The organism is Aureimonas populi, from assembly GCF_017815515.1.
In the GTDB taxonomy this organism is placed as follows: Bacteria; Pseudomonadota; Alphaproteobacteria; order Rhizobiales; family Rhizobiaceae; genus Aureimonas; species Aureimonas populi.
In genome coordinates, this window is the sequence record NZ_CP072611.1 from 2,193,014 (window position 1) to 2,213,927 (window position 20,914).

16 protein-coding genes and 1 tRNA gene are annotated in these 20,914 nt (G+C 68.7%); 4 read left to right on the top strand and 13 right to left on the bottom strand.

Features of this window, described 5'->3' with window-relative positions; translation table 11 throughout:
• Positions 1–104: 104 nt before the first annotated feature.
• Positions 105–578, bottom strand: a complete 474-nt coding sequence (greA, locus tag J7654_RS10185) for a transcription elongation factor GreA (RefSeq protein WP_209735796.1) — start codon at positions 576–578, stop codon at positions 105–107.
• Between the two features lie 162 nt (positions 579–740).
• Complete coding sequence (gene carB, locus J7654_RS10190) at positions 741–4,169, bottom strand: carbamoyl-phosphate synthase large subunit (RefSeq protein WP_209735797.1); 3,429 nt, start codon at positions 4,167–4,169, stop codon at positions 741–743.
• 197 nt (positions 4,170–4,366) lie between these two features.
• Here carB and J7654_RS10195 point away from each other — a divergent pair, with 197 nt between their 5' ends.
• On the top strand, positions 4,367–4,618 hold the full coding sequence (locus J7654_RS10195; protein ID WP_209735798.1) for a hypothetical protein: 252 nt from the start codon (positions 4,367–4,369) through the stop codon (positions 4,616–4,618).
• A 103-nt stretch (positions 4,619–4,721) separates the two neighbouring features.
• Here J7654_RS10195 and carA read toward each other — a convergent pair whose 3' ends face one another.
• The 3 genes from carA to J7654_RS10210 form a co-directional block, all read right to left on the bottom strand.
• Positions 4,722–5,906 (bottom strand): glutamine-hydrolyzing carbamoyl-phosphate synthase small subunit, encoded by a 1,185-nt coding sequence (gene carA, locus J7654_RS10200; protein WP_209735799.1) that lies wholly within the window; start codon positions 5,904–5,906, stop codon positions 4,722–4,724.
• A 72-nt stretch (positions 5,907–5,978) separates the two neighbouring features.
• Complete coding sequence (locus J7654_RS10205; RefSeq protein WP_209735800.1) at positions 5,979–6,701, bottom strand: LrgB family protein; 723 nt, start codon at positions 6,699–6,701, stop codon at positions 5,979–5,981.
• Positions 6,698–7,045 (bottom strand): CidA/LrgA family protein, encoded by a 348-nt coding sequence (locus tag J7654_RS10210; protein ID WP_245195458.1) that lies wholly within the window; start codon positions 7,043–7,045, stop codon positions 6,698–6,700. Before J7654_RS10210 ends, J7654_RS10205 begins: the two co-directional genes overlap by 4 nt.
• A 129-nt stretch (positions 7,046–7,174) precedes the next feature.
• Between J7654_RS10210 and dnaG the strand changes: the two genes are divergently transcribed.
• A complete protein-coding gene (gene dnaG, locus J7654_RS10215; RefSeq protein ID WP_209735801.1) occupies positions 7,175–9,112 on the top strand; it encodes a DNA primase in 1,938 nt (645 codons plus the stop codon).
• Between the two features lie 301 nt (positions 9,113–9,413).
• On the top strand, positions 9,414–11,390 hold the full coding sequence (rpoD, locus tag J7654_RS10220) for an RNA polymerase sigma factor RpoD (RefSeq protein WP_209735802.1): 1,977 nt from the start codon (positions 9,414–9,416) through the stop codon (positions 11,388–11,390).
• Between the two features lie 54 nt (positions 11,391–11,444).
• Here rpoD and J7654_RS10225 read toward each other — a convergent pair whose 3' ends face one another.
• Together J7654_RS10225 and J7654_RS10230 are read right to left on the bottom strand one after the other, a co-directional pair.
• Positions 11,445–12,980, bottom strand: a complete 1,536-nt coding sequence (locus tag J7654_RS10225; RefSeq protein WP_209735803.1) for an EAL domain-containing protein — start codon at positions 12,978–12,980, stop codon at positions 11,445–11,447.
• Between the two features lie 157 nt (positions 12,981–13,137).
• The gene (locus J7654_RS10230; RefSeq protein WP_209735804.1) at positions 13,138–13,881 is read right to left on the bottom strand and encodes an SIMPL domain-containing protein; all 744 of its coding nucleotides are present in this window, start codon (positions 13,879–13,881) and stop codon (positions 13,138–13,140) included.
• Positions 13,882–14,002: 121 nt separating this feature from the next.
• Between J7654_RS10230 and J7654_RS10235 the strand changes: the two genes are divergently transcribed.
• Positions 14,003–14,078: transfer RNA gene (locus tag J7654_RS10235), tRNA-Ile, on the top strand.
• Here the strand turns inward: J7654_RS10235 and glpD are convergent.
• From glpD to J7654_RS10265, 6 genes are all read right to left on the bottom strand, one after another.
• Complete coding sequence (glpD, locus tag J7654_RS10240) at positions 14,035–15,564, bottom strand: glycerol-3-phosphate dehydrogenase (protein WP_209740426.1); 1,530 nt, start codon at positions 15,562–15,564, stop codon at positions 14,035–14,037. The genes J7654_RS10235 and glpD overlap by 44 nt on opposite strands.
• A 101-nt stretch (positions 15,565–15,665) precedes the next feature.
• On the bottom strand, positions 15,666–16,604 hold the full coding sequence (locus tag J7654_RS10245; protein WP_209735805.1) for a carbohydrate kinase family protein: 939 nt from the start codon (positions 16,602–16,604) through the stop codon (positions 15,666–15,668).
• A 22-nt stretch (positions 16,605–16,626) separates the two neighbouring features.
• Positions 16,627–18,243, bottom strand: a complete 1,617-nt coding sequence (locus J7654_RS10250) for an FGGY-family carbohydrate kinase (protein WP_209735806.1) — start codon at positions 18,241–18,243, stop codon at positions 16,627–16,629.
• Between the two features lie 102 nt (positions 18,244–18,345).
• On the bottom strand, positions 18,346–19,122 hold the full coding sequence (locus J7654_RS10255; RefSeq protein WP_209735807.1) for an SDR family NAD(P)-dependent oxidoreductase: 777 nt from the start codon (positions 19,120–19,122) through the stop codon (positions 18,346–18,348).
• A gap of 14 nt (positions 19,123–19,136) precedes the next feature.
• Positions 19,137–19,907 carry an L-iditol 2-dehydrogenase gene (locus J7654_RS10260; protein WP_209735808.1) on the bottom strand — a complete coding sequence of 257 codons (771 nt, stop codon included), beginning with the start codon at positions 19,905–19,907 and terminating at the stop codon, positions 19,137–19,139.
• A complete protein-coding gene (locus J7654_RS10265) occupies positions 19,904–20,905 on the bottom strand; it encodes an ABC transporter ATP-binding protein (protein WP_209735809.1) in 1,002 nt (333 codons plus the stop codon). The genes J7654_RS10260 and J7654_RS10265 overlap by 4 nt, the downstream gene beginning before the upstream one ends.
• Between the last annotated feature and the right edge of the window lie 9 nt (positions 20,906–20,914).

The following is a 20,914-nucleotide window of genomic DNA, read 5'->3' on the forward strand; positions in this document are numbered from 1 at the left end:
AGGAGGGCGCGGACCGACTCGCGATGCGAGACGGCCGGCGCGCTTGCCTCATGCGCCGCGCGGGCGACGGCTCCGGCCCTTGTTCGCGGCGTCACGGAATGCCGTCAGACCCAGCGGATCTCGAGCACCTCGTAGGAGCGCGCGCCGCCGGGGGCGGCCACTTCCACCGTGTCGCCCTCGCCCTTGCCGATGAGGGCGCGCGCGATGGGGGAGGTAACGGAGATGCGGCCCTGCTTCACGTCGGCTTCCTGCTCGCCGACGATCTGGTAGGTCTTCTCCTCCTCGGTGTCCTCGTCCACCAGCTTGACGGTGGCGCCGAACTTGATCTTCTCGCCCGAGAGCTTGGAGACGTCGATGACCTCGGCGCGCGCGGTCAGATCCTCCAGCTCGGAGATGCGGCCCTCGTTCAGGCTCTGCGATTCCTTGGCCGAATGATACTCGGCATTCTCCGAAAGGTCGCCATGGGCGCGCGCCTCCGAGATCGCCTGGATGATGCGCGGGCGCTCCTCCTGTTGGCGGCGGCGCAGCTCCTCCTTCAGGGCCTCGAACCCGCTCACGGTCATCGGGACCTTTTCCATGCCATCACCTCATCGCCGGGGCGCCGGCGTGCGTACCGGAGCCCCCTTCTTTCGTTGGCCGGCAGCCTTGCCGGATAAAATTGCGGACCGGCCCCTTGGAGGAGACCGGTCCCTGAGAGAATCAGTTGCACCCTGGGATCAGACACCCCGGCCGCAAAGAGTTCAAGCGGCTCGGAAGTAGGATTGAAGGGGGCGAACTTCAAGATTCCCGGCCTTCAGCGCGGCGATGGCCTCGGCCGCCGCGACCATGCCCGCGAGGGTGGTGTAGTAGGGCACCTTGTGCATCAGCGCCGCCCGGCGCAGCGAGCGCGAATCCGACACCGCCTTGGCGCCCTCGGTGGTGTTCAGCACGAGCTGCACCTGCCGGTTGCGGATGGCGTCCTCGATGTGGGGGCGGCCTTCCAGCACCTTGTTCACCTTCTCCGAGGCGATGCCCTTGCGCGCGAGGAAGAGATGGGTCCCCTCCGTCGCCGAGACGCGGAAGCCCTGTTCCACCAGCCGGCGCACCGGCGCCACCACGCCCTCCTTGTCGCCGTCGCGCACCGAGACGAAGACGGTGCCCTCGCGCGGCAGGTCGACGCCCGCGCCGAGCTGCGCCTTGGCGAAGGCCAGCGCATAGTCGAAATCGAGGCCCATGACCTCGCCGGTCGAGCGCATCTCCGGGCCGAGCAGCGTGTCGACGCCGGGAAAGCGCGCGAAGGGGAAGACGGCTTCCTTCACCGCGATGTGGCGCAGGCCCTTCACGTCCGGCTTGCCGCCATAGGCGGCGAAGGCCGCCTCCAGCGTCTCGCCCGCCATGATGCGCGCGGCGACCTTGGCGATGGGCGAGCCCACCGTCTTGGCCACGAAGGGCACGGTGCGCGAGGCGCGCGGGTTCACCTCGAGAACGTAGATCTCCTCGCCCTTGATGGCGAACTGCACGTTCATCAGCCCGCCCACCCTGAGGGCCAGAGCCATCTCGCGCGTCTGGCGCTCCAGCTCGTCGGTGATCTTCGCGCAGAGCGAATGCACCGGCAGCGAGCAGGCCGAATCACCCGAATGGATGCCCGCCTCCTCGATATGCTCCATGATGCCCGCCACGAAGGTGTCCGTGCCGTCGCTCAAGCAATCCACGTCCACCTCGATGGCGTCGGAGAGATAACTGTCGATGAGCACCGGCGACTTGCCGGAGACGACGACGGCCTCCTTCATGTATCGCTCGAACTGGTGCTCGCCGCGCACGATCTCCATCGCGCGCCCGCCGAGCACGTAGGAGGGGCGCACCACCACCGGATAGCCGATGCGCTCCACGATGACCCGCGCTTCCTCCACCGAACGGGCGATGCCGTTGTTGGGCTGGGTCAGCTTCAGGTCGTGCAGCAGCTTCTGGAAGCGGTCGCGGTCCTCGGCCAGGTCGATCGCATCCGGCGAGGTGCCCAGGATCGGGATGCCGGCCTTCTCCAGCGCCTCGGCGAGCTTGAGCGGCGTCTGGCCGCCGAACTGCACGATGACGCCGACAAGCTCGCCCTTCTCCTGCTCGGCCTTGAGGATCTCCAGAACGTCCTCGCCCGTCAGCGGCTCGAAATAGAGCCGGTCGGACGTGTCGTAGTCGGTGGAGACCGTCTCCGGGTTGCAGTTGATCATGATCGATTCGAAGCCGGCATCCTTCAGCGCGAAGGCGGCATGGCAGCAGCAATAGTCGAACTCGATGCCCTGGCCGATGCGGTTCGGCCCGCCGCCGAGGATGACCACCTTGCGCGCGCCCGAGACCTCGGCCTCCGAGCGCAGGGCGCCGGCGAAGGGCTTCTCGTAGGTCGAGTACATATAGGGGGTGGGGGAGGCGAACTCGGCGGCGCAGGTGTCGATCCGCTTGAAGGCGGGGCGCACGTCCAGCGATTCGCGAAGGCTGGCGACCTCCTCCTCCCGCCGGCCTGCGAGCCGGGCGAGGCGCGCGTCCGAGAAGCCCATGCTCTTCAGGAAGCGCAGATTGTCCGCGTCGGCCGGCAGGCCGTGCTCGCGCACTTTCGCCTCCATGTCGACAATGGCCTGGAGCCGATCGAGGAACCACGGGTCGATCTTGCAGGCCTGATGCACCTGCGCCTTCGACAGGCCCAGGCGCAGCGCCTGCACCACCTGGCGCAGCCGGTCGGGCGTCGGGCGGCCGAGCACTTCCAGGATGGCGTTCTTGTCCTCGCCCTCGCCGAGGCCGGGGATCTCGATCTCGTCCAGCCCGTCGAGGCCGGTTTCCAGGCCCCGCAGCGCCTTCTGGAGGCTTTCCTCGAAGGTGCGCCCGATGGCCATGACCTCGCCGACCGACTTCATGGCGGTGGTCAGCGTCGGCTCGGCGCCGGGGAACTTCTCGAAGGCGAAACGCGGAATCTTGGTGACGACATAGTCGATGGTCGGCTCGAAGGAGGCCGGGGTCGCGCCGCCGGTGATGTCGTTCTTCAGCTCGTCCAGCGTGTAGCCGACGGCGAGCTTGGCCGCGACCTTGGCGATGGGAAAGCCCGTGGCCTTGGAGGCCAGCGCGGACGAGCGCGAGACGCGCGGGTTCATCTCGATGACCACCAGCCGGCCGTCCGCCGGGTTGACGGCGAACTGCACGTTGGAGCCGCCCGTCTCGACCCCGATCTCGCGCAGCACCGCGATCGAGGCGTTGCGCATCACCTGGTATTCCTTGTCGGTGAGCGTCAGCGCCGGGGCGACCGTGATGGAATCGCCGGTGTGCACGCCCATCGGATCGACGTTCTCGATGGAGCAGACGATGATGCAGTTGTCCGCCTTGTCGCGGACGACCTCCATCTCGTACTCCTTCCAGCCGAGCACGGATTCCTCGATCAGCACCTCGGTGGTGGGGGAGGCGTCGAGCCCGCCTTCCACGATCTCGAAGAACTCCGAGCGGTTGTAGGCGATGCCGCCGCCGGTGCCGCCCATGGTGAAGGAGGGGCGGATGATCGCCGGCAAGCCGACATGCTCCAGCCCCTCGGCTGCGGCGGCGAGCGCGCGCGTCATGTAGCGCTGCTTGCGGTCGCTCTCGCCGAGGTTCCACTCGGTTTCCAGCGCGGCAAGGGCTTCCTCGCGGTCGTTCTCGGGTGTCTCGCGGATAAGGGCGGCCTTGCGCTCCTCATGCGCCAGCTTGTCGGCGTGCTTGGCCTCGGTGGCGTTGGCCAGGAAGGATTTGGGTGTCGCAAGGCCGATCTTGGACATCGCCTCTCGGAAGAGGGCGCGGTCCTCGGCCTTGTCGATGGCGGTCGCGTCCGCGCCGATCATCTCGACCTTGTACTTGTCGAGAACGCCCATGCGCTTGAGGGAGAGCGCGGTGTTCAGCGCGGTCTGGCCGCCCATGGTGGGCAGGATCGCATCCGGCCGCTCCCTGGCGATGATCTTGGCGACGACCTCGGGCGTGATCGGCTCGATATAGGTCGCGTCGGCGAGATCGGGATCTGTCATGATCGTCGCCGGGTTCGAATTGACGAGGACGATCCGGTAGCCCTCCTCGCGCAGGGCCTTGCAGGCCTGCGTACCGGAATAGTCGAACTCGCAGGCCTGCCCGATGATGATGGGCCCGGCGCCGACGATGAGGATGGATTTGATGTCGGTACGCTTGGGCATCGGGCCGTCCGTCTTGTTCGTGCGCGCGAAGACCCGGGCCGCATGGGGCGCGGCCGGGTGCGGCGTCGTCTGTCTAAAGGCTGGAAGCGGCTTATAGGCGAGGCGCAGCGCCGGGGGAACCCCCGCGAGGCGCTTCTCGACGCTTTGCCGGGTGGATAGGCTGGGAGGCGATGACGGGCTTGGCGCCGGGAGAGCGAATGACGGCGGAAGAAGGTGTGCAGCCACGAAAGCTGAGCGAGGGTGCACGAGAGAAGATCAAGCTGCGCGCGACCTATGTGAACGGCATCGCGAACGCGTTTATCGTGGCCGCGGTGCTGACCATCCCGCTCTCGATGCTGAGCGATATGCTTCATCCGGCGTCCGGCGTTCCATTCTCGGCACTTTGCCTTTTCGTCAGCCTGCGCCCACATTGGCTGGCGCAGGGCGCTCTCGACGGGCTGGACCGATGAACTGGGAAATCGCGATCTATTTCCTCTGGATGCCGCTCCTCGCCTGGGTAGCCATCGCGTCGTTGCGCTGGCACGACAGAGGCGCGGCGCAGGCGCTAGGCGCTTACGCCGCCCGTTTCGCGCGGTGCGCGTCGATCATGTCGAAGAAGCGCTGGAAGAGGTAGTGCGAATCCTGCGGGCCGGGTGAGGCTTCGGGATGGTGCTGCACGGAGAAGACCGGGGCGTCCTTCACCCGCAGGCCGCAATTGGTGCCGTCGAACAGGGAGACATGGGTCTCCTCCACGCTCGCGGGCAGCGAATCGGCGGCGACGGCGAAGCCGTGGTTCATAGAGACGATCTCGACCTTGCCGGTGGTGAAGTCCTTGACCGGATGGTTCGCGCCGTGGTGGCCCTGGTGCATCTTCTGCGTGGTGCCGCCCAGCGCCAGCGCCAGGAGCTGGTGGCCGAGGCAGATGCCGAACATGGGAATGCCGGTCGTGGCCAGCTCCCGGATGACGGGCACGGCATATTGCCCCGTTGCCGCCGGGTCGCCGGGGCCGTTGGAGAGGAAGATGCCGTCCGGGGCGTGGCTGAGCACCTCCTCGGCGCTGGCCGTCGGCGGCACGATGACGACGCGCGCCCCGTGGCCGGACATCAGCCGGAGGATGTTGCGCTTGGCGCCGTAGTCGATGGCGACGACGGTGTAGCGATGATCGGACGGGCGCCCGTAGCCGGCGTCCCAGGCCCAGGTGCCTTCTTCCCAGATCTCGGTGCGCGCGGAGGCGGCGTCCTTCGCCAGGTCCAGCCCCTCCAGCCCGCTCCAGCCGGCCGCGCGCCGGCGCAGGGCCTCCACGTCGAAGCGGCCGTCCGGCGAATGGGCGATGACGGCGTTGGGCATGCCCTTCTCGCGGATGAGGGCGGTGAGCGCGCGCGTGTCGATGCCCGACAGCGCGACGATGCCGCGCGCCTTCAGCCAGGCATCGAGAGGACCGGTGGACCGGTAGTTGGAGGGGGCAGAGACCTCCGCGCGGAAGATCGCGCCCACCGCGCCGACGCCATTCTCGGGAACGAGGTCTTCCAGATCCTCCTCGTTCGCCCCGACATTGCCGATATGGGGGAAGGTGAAGGTGACGATCTGCCGGGCGTAGGACGGATCGGTCAGGATCTCCTGGTAGCCGGTGAGCGAGGTGTTGAAGCACACCTCGCCGAGCGCCTTGCCCGTCGCGCCCAGCCCGTCGCCCTCGATGACCGTTCCGTCGGCCAGCACCAGAAGGGCGGTCGGCGTGCGTGTGCTCCAGCCTTCGCTCATCGCAAGGGTCTCCATTAGGCGGTCTTTGTCCGTTGATCGGGACCTCTTAGCGCCTCCCGGCCATTTGGGCAATCAGGCGAGCCAATACCAGAGCAGGGGAAGGAGAAGCGCCGTGGCGATGGCGTTCAGCCCCATGGCGAGGCCGGAGAAGGCGCCGGTCACCTCGCTCTCCTGAAAGGCGCGCGCCGTGCCGATGCCGTGCGAGGCGGTGCCGAGCGCCAGCCCGCGCGAGGCGGGATCGTCGATGCGCAGGAGGCTCAGCAGCGCGGGCCCCAGCATCGCCCCCAGCATGCCCGTCATCAGGACGAAGACCGCCGACAGCGAAGGCGGGCCGCCCAGCGCCTCGGTGATGGCCATGGCGACGGGCGTGGTCGCGGCCTTTGGCGCGAGCGCGGTGACGATGTCGCCGGGAGCCGAGAAGAGGCGCGCGATGCCCACGGCGGTGAGGATGGAGGTGAGCGACCCCGCCACGAGGCTGGCCAGGATGGCCTTCCAGCTCTTCCTGATGCGCTCGAACTGCCGGTAGAGCGGCACGGCGAGCGCGACGGTGGCCGGGCCGAGCAGGAAATGCACGAACTGCGCGCCGTCGAAATAGGTCTGGTAGCCCGTATCGGTGAGGAGGAGGACGCCCACCACGATGAGGATGGCCAGAAGCACCGGGTTGACGATGGCCATGAACCCGCTGCGCACGTGCAGCGCCATGCCGATCTGGTAGGCGACGAGCGTCAGCAGCAGCGCAAAGAGCGGCGTCGTCGCCAGATAGACCCAGATGTCGGGAACCGTATCGCGAATCATCGGGCGGCCTTCCCGGACAGCCGCCGCATCAGGAGACCGGTGACGGCGATGGTGGCCAGCGTCGAGACGAGAAGCGCGGCGGCGATGGCGGGCGCCGCCTCGCCGATGCGCCCCGCATGGAGGATGACGCCCGCGCCGGCGGGCACGAAGAGCAGCGAGAGATGGGACAGGAGGCCCTCGCCGACCGCGGCGATGCCCGCCGGCACCGAGCCGCGCAGGACGAGGAAGACGAAGAGAAGGACCATGCCCAGGACCGGCCCCGGCAGGGGAAGGCCCGAGAGCACGGCGATGAACTCGCCGATGAACTGGAACAGGAAGATCGCCGTGAACGCGCGAAGCAGCATGGAACGTGCGGGCCTTTCGAGACGGGCTGGTCGAGAAATTGCCTCCCTGCGCGTTTCTTACGCCTGTGGAAAGCTGTTGAGAACCATCCCCGGCTGGCATCTTGCTCCGCGCGGGGCGATATGGAGGCCATGCGCTTCTCACCCCAGTTCCTCGACGACATCCGTGCGCGCGTTCCCATCTCGGACGTGATCGGGCGGCGGGTGACGTGGGACCGGCGCAAGACGCAGAGCTCGCGCGGCGACTACTGGGCCTGCTGCCCGTTCCATGGCGAGAAATCGCCCTCCTTCCACTGCGAGGACGCCAAGGGCCGCTATCACTGCTTCGGCTGCGGCGTGTCCGGTGACCATTTCCGCTTCCTCACCGAGCTGGAGGGGATGAGCTTTCCCGAGGCGGTCGAGCGGCTGGCCGGCGAGGCCGGGCTCCCCATGCCGGCGCGCGACCCCGATGCGGAGCGGCACGAGAAGGAGCGCGCGAGCGTTCTGGACGCGCTGGCGCTGGCCGCCGGCTTCTTCCGGCAGAGCCTCAGCGAGGCGCCGGGGGCGAAGGCGCGGGCCTATCTGCGCGACCGGGGCCTGAACCCAGCCACGCAAAAGCTCTTCGGCCTCGGCTACGCGCCCGACAGCCGCTCGGCGCTGAAGGAGTTCCTCGCCGCCAGGAACGTCGGCAAGGCCGAGATCGAGGGGGCGGGGCTCGTGGTGCACGGCGAGGGAATCGCCGTGTCCTACGACCGCTTCCGCGACCGGGTGATGTTCCCCATCGAGGACGCGCGCGAAAGGATCATCGCCTTCGGCGGCCGGGCGCTCGGCCCCGGCGTGCCGGCGAAATATTTGAACTCGCCCGAGACCGAGGTCTTCCACAAGGGCGACAACCTCTTCAACCTCGCCCGGGCGCGGCGCGGCGCGAGGGACGCGGGAACGCTTCTGGTGGTGGAAGGCTACATGGATGTCATCGCCATCCATCAGGCCGGCTTCGAGAATGCCGTCGCCCCGCTCGGCACGGCGCTGACGGAGCGCCAGCTCGACCTTCTGTGGCGCAACGCCGCCGAGCCCGTCCTGTGCTTCGACGGCGACGCGGCGGGTCTGAAGGCCGCGCACCGGGCGGCGGAGCTGGCCTTGCCGCAGCTCAAGCCCGGCCGCTCCCTGCGCTTCGCGCTCCTGCCCGAGGGCAAGGACCCGGACGATCTCGTCCAGTCCGGCGGCCCCGAGGCCTTCCGCGCGGTGATCGAGGGCGCTCGCCCGCTGGCCGACCTCCTGTGGATGCGCGAGACGGCCGGCGGCGTCTTCGACACGCCCGAGCGCCGCGCCGACCTGGAGCAGCGCCTCAAGGGGCTGGCCCGCCGGATCGGCGACGAGAGCGTGCGGCGCCACTACGCGCAGGACATGGAGGAGCGGCTGGCCGGCTTCTTCGGCCCGCCCGCCGGCGCGCGGCGCGGGGAGGGGCGCCGGGGCGCGCGGCCGGAGCGCGACGCCGGGCGGGGCCGGCGCGGCGGCTCCAGCCCCAAGCGCTCCGTGGTGTCGGAACGGCTGATGCGCTCGGGGCTGATGCGCGGCGCCGGCGCCGCCTCCGCGAGCCCGAGGGAGATCGCCATCGTGGTCGGCTTCGTGAACCACCCCGCGCTGCTGGGCGAGGCCTTCGACCATTTCGCCGACCTGGAGCTGCCGGAGGGGGAGCTGGCGCGACTTCGCTCGGCGGTGCTGGACGTCTACGCCGACCATCTGCCCCATTCGCGCGAGGAGATCGTGGCGGAGCTCGCGCGGCGGGGCATGGGCGCGACCTTCGCCTCTTTCGAGGAGCGGCTGCGGATGCTGGGCGTCTGGTCGCTGCTGGAAGGGGCGGCGCTGGAGGATGCGCGCGAGACGATGCGCCAGGCGCTTCACTTGCAGCATCGGTTCCACTCCTTACATAGGGAGCTGCGTCAGGCGGAAGCGACGCTCGCGGCCGAGTTTTCCGAGATCGCCTATATCCAGATGATCGAGATCAAGCGCGAGATCGACAATTTCGCGGGGACGGAGGCGCTGATCGACGGCTTCGGCCTTCTTTCGGGCCGCCCCGCGCGAGGCGGATAGGAGCGGTGCCTCTCTTGAAGTGCGCCGTTTTCGTTCGATATGGGCCTTTTCGGCGTGGTGCGGAGGCGTATGTCGTTGAACGTCTTGACTCGGCGAGATGAAATCGTGGAGAGGGTCCAACGTTCGATCTTCGCCCGTGCGCGGCCGGCGGCGCGCAGGGAACGCGTTTTTTCCCCGGCCTGGCCGGGTATGGTTAATTGGACTTTAACGGCTGCCCGCGTATCAGCGTCGTTCGGGGCCGGTTCGGGGACCCATGGACCTCGGATAGCGCGCGAATGGCGCGAAACGGAGAAGAATTCGCATGGCGACTAGGGTCAAGGAAAGCGAGGCGGCGGTCGAGGAGCGTCCGGAGACGCCGGACAGTCCTTTGCTGGACCTGTCGGACGACGCCGTCAAGAAGATGATCAAGGCCGCCAAGAAGCGCGGCTTCGTCACGATGGACAAGCTCAACTCGGTCCTGAACACCGAGGAAGTGACCTCGGAGCAGATCGAGGACACGATGGCGATGCTCAACGACATGGGCATCAACGTCGTGGAGGACGACGAGAGCGAGGAAGGCGAGGAGAAGGCCGAGGACGAGAAGGAAGGCTCCACCGAGCTTGCCGAATCCGGCCCCACGGCCGTCGCCACCACGCAGAAGCGCGAGGCGGGCGACCGCACCGACGACCCCGTGCGCATGTATCTTCGCGAGATGGGCTCGGTCGAGCTTCTCTCGCGCGAGGGCGAGATCGCCATCGCCAAGCGCATCGAGGCCGGGCGCGAGACGATGATCGCCGGGCTCTGCGAGAGCCCGCTCACCTTCCAGGCCATCATCATCTGGCGCGACGATCTGAACGACGGCAACGTGATGCTGCGCGAGATCGTCGATCTCGAGGCGACCTATGCCGGGCCCGAGGCGAAGCTGCCGAGCGCCTCGCCCGTGAACGGCGAGGCCCCGGAGGCCGCGCCCGCCGCGCCGGGGGAGGGCAATCCCGAGGACGACGAGGACGACGACGACCTCGAGAACTCCCTGTCGCTCGCCGCCATGGAGGCCGAGATCCGGCCGCAGGTCATGGAGACCTTCGACCAGATCGCCGACGCCTACAAGCGCCTGCGCAAGCTCCAGGACCAGCAGGTGGAAGCGCGCCTCGCGGCGACGGGGGCCCTGTCCTCCTCGCAGGAGCGCTCCTACCGCAAGCTCAAGGAAGACCTCGTCGCGGCGGTGAAGGGCCTGTCCCTCAACCAGAACCGTATCGACAGCCTGGTCGCCCAGCTCTACGACATCAACAAGCGCCTCGTGGGCAACGAGGGCAAGCTCCTGCGGCTGGCCGAAGGGCACGGGGTGAAGCGCGACGAGTTCCTGAAGAGCTATTACGGCTCGGAGCTCGACCCCAACTGGACGCGCTCCATCGCCAATCTTTCGGGCAAGGGCTGGGCCAAGTTCGCGGCCTCCGAGAAGGACGGCATCCGGGGGCTTCGCCAGGAAATCCAGAATCTCGCCACGGAGACGGGCCTGGAGATCACCGAGTTCCGCCGCATCGTCCACATGGTGCAGAAGGGCGAGCGGGAGGCCCGGCAGGCCAAGAAGGAGATGGTGGAGGCCAATCTTCGCCTCGTCATCTCCATCGCCAAGAAGTACACGAACCGCGGCCTTCAGTTCCTGGACCTCATCCAGGAGGGCAATATCGGCCTGATGAAGGCGGTGGACAAGTTCGAGTACCGCCGCGGCTACAAGTTCTCGACCTACGCCACGTGGTGGATCCGGCAGGCGATCACCCGCTCGATCGCGGATCAGGCGCGGACCATCCGCATCCCGGTGCACATGATCGAGACGATCAACAAGATCGTGCGGACCTCGCGCCAGATGCTGCACGAGATCGGGCGCGAGCCGACGCCGGAAGAGCTGGCCGAGAAGCTGGCCATGCCGCTGGAGAAGGTGCGCAAGGTCCTGAAGATCGCCAAGGAGCCGATCTCCCTCGAAACGCCCGTGGGCGACGAGGAGGACAGCCATCTCGGCGACTTCATCGAGGACAAGAACGCCATCCTGCCGATCGACGCGGCGATCCAGGCCAATCTGCGCGAAACCACCACGCGCGTCCTGGCCTCGCTCACCCCGCGCGAGGAGCGCGTGCTGCGCATGCGCTTCGGCATCGGCATGAACACCGACCACACGCTGGAGGAGGTCGGCCAGCAGTTCTCGGTGACGCGCGAGCGCATCCGCCAGATCGAGGCCAAGGCCCTGCGCAAGCTCAAGCATCCTTCGCGCTCGCGCAAGCTGCGCTCCTTCCTCGATAGCTGATATCGCACGAGGCGTGAGGAGCTTAAGAGGCCGGGATCGCCATCCCGGCCTTTTTCATGCCTCTTCCTTCGCCGTCGCCCGCTTGTCCGCGCAGGCCTGCGGAAGCCGGGCGCGAAGCTCCTGCGCCGTCATGGCGTCCGAGAAATAAGGCCCGGTGAACATGGAGCAGCCGGCCGTGCGCGCCAGGACGAACTGCTCCTCGCTCGCCACGCCATCGGCCACGATCGGCAGGCCGAGGGCCGCCGCCACGCTGGCGAGCGCCGAGACCACGACATTGTCCGTCTCGCTTTTGCCCAGCCGCGCGATCTGCTGCTGCTTGATGCGCACGATGTCGGTGGGAAAGTCGCGCAGGCGCTCGAAGTCGCACACGATGGTGCTCAGATCGTCGAGCGAGATGCGCACGCCCAACTCGCGAAGCCGGTGAAGGCGGCGCTCCACATCCTGATGGCCGACGCGGGTGGCGGTCTGCTCCAGCACCAGGACCACGCGGTTCATCGCGATGCTCGCCTCCTCGCGGACCTTGCGGACCATGTGCACGATGCGCTCGCGTTTGAGCTGGCCGAGGGAGACGGGAATGCTCACCGTCAGGTTCTCGAACGAGCGGGCATCCTCGCAGGCCCGGCGGAACGACCATTCCCCCACCCGGTCGATCAGGGTCGTCATCGAGGCGACCGGGATGAAGGTTTCGGCCGGCACGGGCCCGAGCCAGGAGCTGTCCCACTGCAAAAGGGCGCGCGCGGCGATGATGCGCCCGCTCGCATCGTGGATCGGCTGGTAGAACTGGCGCAGCTCGTCCTTCTCCAGCCCGAGCTTCAGCTCCCGCTCGATCTGCCGTTCGCGGCGGAACTCGCCCAGCATTCGCGGGGTGAAGAGCGTGGCCTGCCCCCGGCCGGCGCGTTTGCCCTCATAGAGGGCAAGGTCGGAGAATTGCAGGGCTTCGGAAAGAAAGCTCGTATGGGACGGGATGAGGGCGATGCCGATCGTCGCCGAAAGGGTGATCTCGCTCCCCCGCAGGACGGAGGCCTTGCGGATGTCCTTCAGGAAGGAGGCGGCCACGGCGTATGCCTCCCGCTCGTCGGCGCAGGGCAACAGGAAGGCGAACTCGTCGCCGCCCAGCCGGCCGATGATGATGTCGTCGCCGGCCCGGCCCATGGCCTGCACGAGGCGGCGCAGCGCCCCGTCCCCCACCTCGTGGCCGAGGCTGTCGTTCAGGATCTTCAGATAATCCATGTCGACGGCGAAATAGCCGAGCGGCCGCTCGGGGGAGGCGGTTCGAACCGCCTGTTCGCACGCTTCCAGGAAGCAGCGGCGCGTGAGGGCGCCGGTGGCATGGTCGTAGGACGCCTCGTGTACGCGCTGGCGTTCCAGCTCGGCGATCTGCTCGTCCTGCCAGGCCGTCTGGATCTGGTTGGCGATGATGGTGCCGAGCGCGACGGCACTCAGGAGGAGGCCCACCGCAATCAGCCCGATGCGGGCGTCCGGTCCGTAGCCATGGAGAAGATCGGAAACGCCGAGCGATGCGGCCGCCGTGATGCAGGCGATCGACACGCTGGCACGGGAGTGGAAGATCGCGGTGAGAAGCTGCTTCAATTGCAATGATCCCTCACCCGCCCGCATTCATCCCGGCTGTGGCGGCCCAAGATAAGCCGCAAGAGCTAAGATGACCTTAAGGAAGAGGAACTTTTGCAACGTCTATACGCGTGGCAGGCGAGTCTCAGCCCGCCACGCGCCTTGCATTGCAAGGGTGTTACTGCGCGTCCTCCAGCTCGAAGACGACCCGAAGTTGCGTGCGCACCGTGTTCTCACCGGTCTGGATGGGAACGCCGGCATCGGCGGACGCGGCCATCATGCGCGCCTCGGCCATCGGCCGGGGAATGGAGGGACCGGCCTCGTCCGAGATCGAGACGACGCGGCCCAGCGTCACGCCGGCCGCTTCCGCGATGATGGTGGCGCTTTCGCGCGCCCGCGAGACGGCCTCGCGCCGGGCCTCGTCGCGCAGCGAGGAGGGATCTTCGATCTGGAAGGCGATGTCGCCGCCCTGGTTGACGCCGAGCGAGACCGCGCGGTCGAGCACCTCGCCGATCCGCGAGAGATCGCGGATGCGCACGGCCAGGGTGTTCCTCACCTCGTAGCCGACGAGCTCGGGCGGGGCGCTGGTGCCGTCCTGGCGGTTCTCGTAGCGATATTGCGGGGTGATGGAGAAGCCGCCGGTCTGGAGGTCTCGTGCCTCGATCCCCAGCTCGCCCATGGCCTCGGCCACCGCGCGCGCGGCCTCGTTGGCCTGCGACAGGGCCGCTTCCGCCGTCTCGGCCACGCGCAGGACGGTGAGGTTGGCCATGGCGAGGTCCGGGGCCCCGCTGGCTTCTCCCTCGCCCAGAACGGTAACGGTCGCTGCCTCGCGGTCCTCCTCGGCGGGTGCCTGGGCATGGGCCGCGGCGGGCAGGAGGAAGAGGGCAAGGGCAAGGGCGGTCCGGCAGTGAGGCGCGCGCATGGCGATCCTTTCGATTCGCGAGTGAACGATGCCGCTACTGTTCATCCGAATGCGGCGGAAGACGGGGCAGGCCAACGGCTTGCTTGAGGCCGCGCGAAGTTTCGGCTAGGGGAGGAGCGTCGGGCCTGTAGCTCAATGGTTAGAGCCGGCGGCTCATAACCGCTTGGTTGCAGGTTCGAATCCTGCCGGGCCCACCAGATGCTCCCCCATCCGCTCGGCGATGTGGGTTTCGAGGTTCTGTGTCTGGCGCTCGTCGAAGCGCAGGCCGAGCTTGGTGCGGCGCCACAGGATGTCCTGGGCGGTGCGGGCCCATTCCCGGTCCACCAGCCAGTTCACCTCCGCCTCGCTCAGCCCGTGGCCGAACTGGCGGCCAAGGGCGCCGGGGCGCAGGAAGGACCGCGCGTCCGTGCCGTAGGCGCGCACGAGGCGACGTACGGTGCGGGCGTCGAGCTCCGGCGCGATCTGTGTGAATTCGCGCTCCAGCGCCGCCACGCCGTCGACGGGGAAGTCGCCGCCGGGCAGGGGCTGCCGGCCGGTCCAGCTTTCGCCCTTCGGCCCCAGCGCCCGGCCGATCCGGGCCAGCACCTCCTCGGCCAGAACCCGGTAGGTCGTGATCTTTCCGCCGAACGCGTTGAGGAGCGGGGCCTCGCCCGGCTTCGTCTCCATCTTCAGCACATAGTCCCGCGTTGCCTCCTGCGCGCTGGAAGCGCCGTCGTCGAACAGGGGGCGCACGCCGGAATAGGTCCAGACCACGTCCTCGCGCGTGACCGGGACCTTCAGGTACTCAGCGGCGGCCGAGAGGAGATAGTCCGTTTCCTCCGGCGTGATGGCGGCATCCTCCGGCGCGCCGGAGAAATCCCGGTCCGTGGTGCCGAGGAGGGTGAAATCCTCCTCGTAGGGAATGGTGAAGATGATACGGCCGTCGGCATTCTGGAAGATGAAGGCCCGGTCGTGCTCGTAGAGCTTGCGCGTGACGAGATGGGAACCCTGCACGAGGCGGATGTTGTGCGCCTCGTTCTGGCCGAGGGCCTCTCGGATCACCGCGTCCACCCAGGGGCCGGCCGTGTTGACGAGGAAGGCCGCGCTCGCCTCGAAGGTCTCGCCCGTCCGGTGGTCGTCCAGCGTCAGGCGCCAGCGGCCCTTTTCCCGCCGCGCCGAGACGAGCCGGGTGCGCACCATGATGTCCGCGCCGCGCGCCTGCGCGTCCCGAGCGTTGAGGACCACGAGGCGCGCATCGTCCACCCGCGCGTCCGAATATTCGAAGCCCTTGGTGAATTCGGGCTTCAGCGGCGCGCCGAGGGGGCCGCGAAGATCGACGCCGGTGGTGCTCTTCAGGCGTTTGCGCCCGCCGATATGATCGTAGAGGAAGAGCCCGAGGCGCAGCAGCCAGGCGGGCCGCAGGCCCTTGTGATGGGGCAGGACGAAGCGAAGCGGGCGCACGATGTGCGGGGCGATCGACCAGAGCACCTCGCGCTCCAGAAGCGCGTGGCGCACGAGCCCGAACTCGTAATGCTCCAGATAGCGCAGGCCGCCGTGGATCAGCTTGGTGGACCAGGACGAGGTGCCGGAGGCGAGATCGTTCATCTCGCACAGCCCCACGCGATAGCCGCGCCCCGCCGCATCGCGCGCCACGCCGCAGCCGTTGATGCCGCCGCCGATGATGAAGACCTCGTATTCCTGCATGGGGCCCGCCCTTCCGTCTGCCGCCGTGATAATCGCCTTTGCGCGCGAAGCGAAGCGGGGGATGCGAGGGAGGTTGAAAACGGCTTCCTGGAATAGTCGGCTCAGGCGGGCCGCGCCATGTCGCCGGAGCGCGGCAGGTCCGCGCCCCGGCGCGAGCAGGTGATCGCCGCCGCCCGGCAGGCGAAGGCCAAAGCGCGCTCAATGAAGGCGAGGTCGAGCGTCTCCAGCGCCCCGCGCGTCATGCGCCCCTCCGCCTCGATGAAGGAGAGGAGCGCGGCGTGGAAGCTGTCCCCTGCGCCCACCGTATCGACCACCGTGACGGCCGGGCCCTGGAAGCGGACGCTGCCGAAGGCGCCGAAGGCGCGCACCGGCTGCGGCCCGTCCGTGACCAGCACGAGCGCGGGGCCCTGGCGCAGCCAGCCTCGCGCGATGGCCTCCACATCCGCGCCGGGGCCGAAGGCGTGGCCGATATCCTCCGTGCTGATCTTGACGATGGACGCGGCGCGGATCACCCGCTCGAAGCGGGCGCGCCATGCCGCGTCGTCCCCGATGAGGCCGGGGCGCACATTCGGGTCGAAGGAGACCACGCGCTCCCGCCCCATCCGCTCGGCCAGCCGCGTCACCGTCTCGCCCGCCGAGTCGAGCCCGAGCGTGTAGGAGCCGACGCTCACGCAACTCACCGCATCGCCCGGATCGGGCAGGTCGGTTTCGAGGAGGTCGTGGTCGGCCGCACCCTCGTTGCGGAAGGAATAGGCCACGAGGCCATCCTCGCCGACGGAGACGAAGCTCAGGGGGGAGGGGCGGCCCGTGCGCTTGGCGAATGAGAGGGAAACGCCTTCCTCCTCCAGCGCGCGGCGCAGGCGCTTGCCGAAGAAATCGTCCGAGAGCGCGCCGAAGAAGGCCACCTCGCGCCCGAGGCGCGCCGCGCCCACGGCCACGTTGAAGGGAGAGCCGCCGACATGGCCCTCCATGGCCAGCGCGCGCTCCCCCTTGCCGGTGGAGAAGAAGTCGATCAGCGCCTCGCCGCAGACCAGGATCATCGCGGGCGTCCTCCCATGGTTTCTAGAGCGCGCGCACCTCGCGCTCGGCGCGGCGCAGGATGTGATAGGCTCGGCGCCGGGCGTCGTGCAGGTCCCTCAGCGCGGGATTGGGCGCGATCTCCTCGCCGATGCCGCACATGGCGGCGGCCGCCGCCGAGAGGTCGGCGAAGGCCTTGCCCGCCACCGCGCCGATGATGGCGCTGCCAAGGAGCACGGGCTCGGCCGTGCGGGGCAGGGCGACGCGCATACCGGTGGCGTCCGCCAGGATGCGCCGCAGGAGCGGCGAGCGCGCGGCGCCGCCCGAGACCACGATGGTGCCCAGATCCACGCCCCGCTCGCGCATCGCCTCGACGATCTGCCCGGTCCCGTAGGACAGGCCGCAAAGCCCGGCGACGAAGAGGCGCACGAGGCTGGCCTCGCTCGTCTCCAGCCCCAGGCCGGCGATGACGGCGGTCGCGGCCGGGTCGGCCTCCGGCGAGCGGTTGCCGAGGAACTCGGGCACGATGTGCAGCTTGCCGGCAAGACGCGCCGCCTCTTCCACCGAACCGGCCATCTCCACCGCGCGCGCTTCCAGATGGTCGAGCACCGAGACGCCCTTGGCAGCGGCCGTTTCACGGGCGGCGGGAAAGGCCGGGTGCAGCGCCACGAGGTAATCGAGCGCGGCGCCATAGGCGGACTGCCCGCCTTCCAGCAGCCAGTATCCCGGCAGGAGCGAATCGCGATACGGGCCCCAGACGCCGTCCACGAAGGCCGCGTCGCGCGTGACCGCCATGGCGCAGGAGGAGGTGCCCATGATGAGGGCAAGCTCCGCGGCCGGATCGGCGGGCGCCCCGCCGCGGTCCGCCCCCAGCGTGCCGATGCCGCCGGCATGGGCGTCGATGGCCGGCGCGCCCACCGGCGTGCCGGGAGCAAGGCCGAGTTCCGCAGCCACCCCGGCCGTGAGCCCGGCTCCGAGCGGCGCGCCGATATCGACCACCTCTCTGCCGATGCGCGAGAAGCCCTCGTCCGCCAGCTCGCCGAGGCCCACCGTGCGGAAATAGCCGGGGTCCCAGCGGCGCTCGTGGGCCAGATAGGTCCATTTGCAGGTGAGGGTGCAGACCGAGCGCTGGAGGCTGCCCGTGGCGCGCCAGGAGAGATAATCGGCCAGATCGAAGAAATGCGCCGCGCGCGCGAAGATCTCGGGCCGCTTCTCCTTCAGCCACAGGAGCTTGGGCGTCTCCATCTCGGGCGAGACGGCGCCGCCCACATAGCGCAGCACCTCGTGGCCCGTTTCGTTGATGCGCCGCGTCTGGTCGAGCGCGCGATGGTCCATCCACACCACGATGTCGCGCGCCGCATCCTCCGAGGGGCCGACCGGCAGGCCCTTGCCGTCCTCGCCCACCACGACGAGCGAGCAGGTGGCGTCGAAGCCGAGCCCGCCGATGTCGGCCGGCGAGACGCCGGCCTTCGCCACCGCCTCGCGCACGGAGGCGACCACGGCCGCCCAGATGTCGGCCGAGGACTGCTCGACGATGCCATGGTCCTCCCGCCACAGGCGGATCTCGCGCTTGGCGGTGCCCAGAAGCTGTCCGCGCCGGTCGAAGACGCCCGCGCGCGCGCTTCCCGTGCCCACGTCCACGCCGATGAAGGCGTCACTCATCCCGTTCCTCCCGAGAGCTGCCGCAAGACCGCTCGCGCATGGCGCGAGCGGGCCTTGACTAGCACGATCCTTCGCGTGTCGCGAAGGCCCGGAGGGGGCCCATCACCAGCAGGTGTAGCCGCCATCGGCGACCACGATGGAGCCGGTGAGCAGGCTTGCGGCATCGGAGGCGAGGAAGTGGACGACGGAGGCGATCTCGTCCGGTTGGCCGACGCGGCCCATCGGCGTCATCTCGAGCCAGACCTTGTACATGTCCGGGTTCTCGTCCATGCCGAACTTCGTCAGCGGCGTTTCGATATAGGTGGGCGCCACGGCGTTCACCCGCACGCCCCTTTGGCCCCATTCGGCCGCCAGCGACTTGGTGAGATGGTGAACGGCGGCCTTGGAGGCGTTGTAGAAGCTCTGCGGCTGCGGCTTGTTGACGATGAAGCCGGACATGGAGCCGATATTGACGATCGAGCCCGAGCCGCCTTCCAGCATCTTGCGGCCGAACTCGCGGCAGCACCAGAACAGCCCGTCGAGGTTGACGTCCATGTGAAAGCGCCAGTGCTCGTCGCTCGTGTCCTCGGCGCGCACGTCGGACTTGGCGACGCCGGCATTGTTGACGAGGATGTCGACGCGGCCATGCTCGGCGACGATCCTATCGGCCAGCGCGGCGACATCGGCCGATCGCGTCACGTCCAGCGTCGCACCATGGGCCTTGATGCCCAGGGCCGTCAGGCGCGACAGGCAGGTCTCGACGCGCGAGGCGTCCATGTCCGCGATGATCACGGTCGCGCCGGCTTCGCCCAGCGCCGTGGCGCAGGCCTCGCCGATGCCCTGTCCGGCGCCGGTGACGACCGCGATCCGGCCGTCGAGTTTCAGTTTTTCCAGATACATCGTGGCGTTTCCCGTCAGCTCATCCAGTTTCCGCCGTCGACATTGTATGTCTGGGCGACGACGTAGTTGCTCTCGGCAGAGGCGAGGAAGATCGCCATGCCGGTCAGATCCTCGGGCGTTCCCATGCGCCCGAAGGGCACGGCCTCGCCCACCAGGCGCTTCTTCTCGCCAAGCGGCCGGTTCTCGTATCGGGCGAACAGCGAATCGACATGGCTCCAGTGCTCGCCGTCCACCACGCCGGGCGCGATGGCGTTGACGTTGATGCCGTGCCGGATGAGCGCCAGGCCCGCCGACTGGGTGAGGGAGATGACCGCCGCCTTGGTGGCGCAGTAGACCGTGACCAGGGCCTCGCCCCGGCGCCCCGCCTGGCTGGCCATGTTGATGATCTTGCCGCCCCGGCCCGCTTCGATCATGGCGCGCGAGACGGCGCGCATCATGAAGAGCGACCCCTTCACATTGACCGAAAAGAGCCTGTCGTAGGAGGCCTCGCTCACCTCGTTCACCGGCGCCATGTCGAACAGGGCGGCGTTGTTGACGAGGATGTCGATGGGCGCCACCGCCGCCAGCTCCGCCACCGCCGCGTCGATCTCGTCCGGCTTCGACACGTCGAGCCGGCGCGCCGAGGCGGCGGGGCCGATCGCGGCGGCCGCGCGGGTGGCGGCCTCGCCGTCGAGGTCGAGGAGAACCACGCTCGCGCCCTCGCGCACATAGGCCTGCGCGAAGGCCAGCCCGATGCCCCGCGCCCCGCCCGTGATCAGCGCCCGCTTTCCCGCCAGACGGCTCATGAGAGGGCGAGCCCCTTGTCGTCGAAGCGGTGCAGGCGGCCGTCCTCGGGCGTCAGCCACACCGTGTCGCCATGGCTGACGCGGTAGTCCCCGGCCGAGCGGGCGGTGATCTGCTCGCCATTGTCGAGCTTCACGTGCACGAACGTGTCCGAGCCGAGATGCTCGCAGACGCCGGCCGTGCCCTTCAGCGCGCCCTCGGTGGAAGAGATCGCCAGGTGCTCTGGCCGGATGCCGATGGCCGGCGCACCGAAGCGCGAGGCGTATTCGCCCTTCAGGATGTTCATCCTGGGCGAGCCGATGAAGCCGGCGACGAAGAGGTTGGCCGGGTTCTCGTAAAGCTCCAGCGGCGAGCCGACCTGCTCGACCCTGCCCCTGTTGAGGACGACGATCTTGTCTGCCATCGTCATCGCCTCCACCTGGTCGTGCGTGACGTAGATCATCGTCGTCTGGAGCTGCTGGTGCAGCTCGGAAAGCTCCAGGCGCATGTTGACGCGCAGCGCCGCGTCGAGGTTCGACAGCGGCTCGTCGAAGAGGAAGCCCTTGGGCTCGCGCACGATGGCGCGGCCGATGGCCACGCGCTGGCGCTGGCCGCCGGAAAGCTCGCGCGGGCGGCGGTCGAGATAGTCCGTCAGGTTCAGCGTGGCGGCGGCCGCCTCCACCTTGCGCGCGATCTCCGCCTTGGGCTGGCCGGCCATCTTGAGCGGGAAGCCGATATTGGCCCGCACGCTCATATGCGGATAGAGCGCATAGGACTGGAAGACCATGGCCAGCTCGCGCCGGGCGGGCGAGACGTTGGTCACGTCCCGCCCGTCGATGCTGATCTGCCCGCCCGACACATCCTCCAGCCCCGCGATGAGGCGCAGCAGCGTGGACTTGCCGCAGCCCGAGGGGCCGACGAAGACCACGAACTCGCCGTCGCGGATATCGAGGTCGAGGCCGGGGATGATGACGACATCGCCGAAGCGTTTCTGGACGTTGGAAAGGGTGATGGCGCTCATGAGGCTTGT